Source organism: Citrobacter sp. CK180 (assembly GCF_030333655.1).
Lineage (GTDB): Bacteria > Pseudomonadota > Gammaproteobacteria > Enterobacterales > Enterobacteriaceae > Citrobacter_B > Citrobacter_B koseri.
In genome coordinates this window covers 1-285 of sequence record NZ_JAOWFM010000011.1, presented here as the reverse complement: position 1 = coordinate 285, position 285 = coordinate 1, and the positions used below count along the sequence as shown (strand labels likewise).

Below are 285 nucleotides of genomic sequence, written 5' to 3'. Positions count from 1 at the left end.
CACACAGATTGTCTGATGAAAAGAAAGAAGCAAGGCGTCTTGCGATTGAGACTTCAGTGTCCCCTTCGTCTAGAGGCCCAGGACACCGCCCTTTCACGGCGGTAACAGGGGTTCGAATCCCCTAGGGGACGCCACTTGCTGGTTCGTGAGTGAAAGTCACCTGCCTTAATATCTCAAAACTCATCTTCGGGTGACGTTTGAGATATTTGCTCTTTAAAAATCTGGATCAAGCTGAAAATTGAAACGACACACGTAAAGTGTGTATGAGTCTCTCAAATTTTCGCA

Annotated in this window: 1 tRNA gene; it reads left to right on the top strand. The window is 46.7% G+C overall.

Going from position 1 to position 285, the window contains the following annotated elements:
* Window positions 1-58 precede the first annotated feature (58 nt).
* Window positions 59-134: transfer RNA gene (locus tag OGV50_RS00415), tRNA-Glu, on the top strand.
* The last annotated feature ends 151 nt before the right edge of the window (window positions 135-285 follow it).